This window comes from Pseudomonas sp. 05L36 (genome assembly GCF_056398125.1).
In genome coordinates this window covers 1-1313 of sequence record NZ_JBFTOU010000078.1, presented here as the reverse complement: position 1 = coordinate 1313, position 1313 = coordinate 1, and the positions used below count along the sequence as shown (strand labels likewise).

The following is a 1313-nucleotide window of genomic DNA, read 5'->3' as shown; positions in this document are numbered from 1 at the left end:
TGTCTAGTCCTGAAATAGGTTTACACCTGTTTCAGCCTCAAAACGCCCGATGCACCGCATCGGGCGTTTTGTATTTCAGCGACAGATGAGGCCGCTCGTTGTTATAGATCTGCACCGACTCGTTCACCATCCGGACGGCCTCTGCAAAATCTTTGGGGCGATGCAGCAATAACTCGTTTTTCAAAATCCCATTCACACGCTCAGCCAATGCATTTTGGTAGCAGTCGTAGCCATCGGTCATTGAGCAGGTGATGCCGTACTTGGCATGCAGCCGCTGATAAAGCTCGGAGCAGTATTGGACGCCTCTATCCGAGTGATGTACCAGGCGTTGCCCCGTTGTCCGCTGCTTGAGGGCTTTGCTGAACGCCTGGATCACCGATTCGGTGTGCAAGCTTTCATGGACATGGTGCCCCACGATTTTTCGGGAGTACGCATCGGTGATCAAACTCAGATAAGCCACACCCGTTTGCGTCGGTAAGTAGGTGATGTCCGCAACCCATACTTGCTCTGGCGCCTTGGCGACTACCTGAATCGGCCCATCTTTGAGCAGGTTTGGATGCCGGCGAAAGCGATGATGGCTGTCTGTCGTTTTGTGATAGGCCCGTCTGCGGGGAACCAGTTCGCGCCGATCTCGCAAGATATCGAATAAACGGTCTCGACCAACCTTTACGGACACTTCTGGCTCAGTGCGCATTAGATTGTGAAGTTTTCGGGTGCCAAGGCGCGGTTGCCTAAGTCGCTTTTCCCTCACGAACCCCATCACTTCCTGGGCATGACGGGCCCGGGCATCACACGCCCGGTTGCGCTTGTAATAAGCCTGACGGGAAATCCCCATGAACTGGCAAGCCCGACTAATGCTCAGGTCTTGGATCTGCCCTTGGGAGAGGACTTGCCGGATCGCTTTTTTACGACAGAAACACCGAAGTCGTTCTTCAAAACATCAACGACGGCTTCGAAAAACTGAGCTTTCTGGTTGGCTTGAGCAAGCTTTTCTTCAAGCTCTTTGATTCGCTGTTCGGGTGTCAGCGGTTTATCGGGCTCATCCATGGAACTGGGTCTCTTGGAGCGAATGGACGCGCCTTGACTCCAGTCCTGCCGACCATGCCTGCGTAACCAGTTCAGTACGGTCGTTTTACCCTGAATGCCATAGCGCTCTTGAGCCTCTTTATAACTCAACTCGCCTTTTTCGACCTGATCGACGACCGACAATTTAAAGGTCAGCGTGTAATCACGCTGACTGCGCCTTTCTCCCGCGTTCATTACTCCCTCCTGAGAATGGGTCAGAAGGTGTAAACCTTATTCAGGACGGAACA

At 52.9% G+C, this 1313-nt stretch carries 1 protein-coding gene; it reads right to left on the bottom strand.

Going from position 1 to position 1313, the window contains the following annotated elements; genetic code table 11:
• Positions 1–37: 37 nt before the first annotated feature.
• A protein-coding gene (locus AC1DKH_RS30305; RefSeq protein ID WP_477800224.1) for an IS3 family transposase occupies positions 38–1260 on the bottom strand; the annotation gives its coding sequence in 2 pieces (ribosomal slippage) (positions 38–909 and positions 909–1260; 1224 coding nt in all).
• Positions 1261–1313 lie beyond the last annotated feature (53 nt).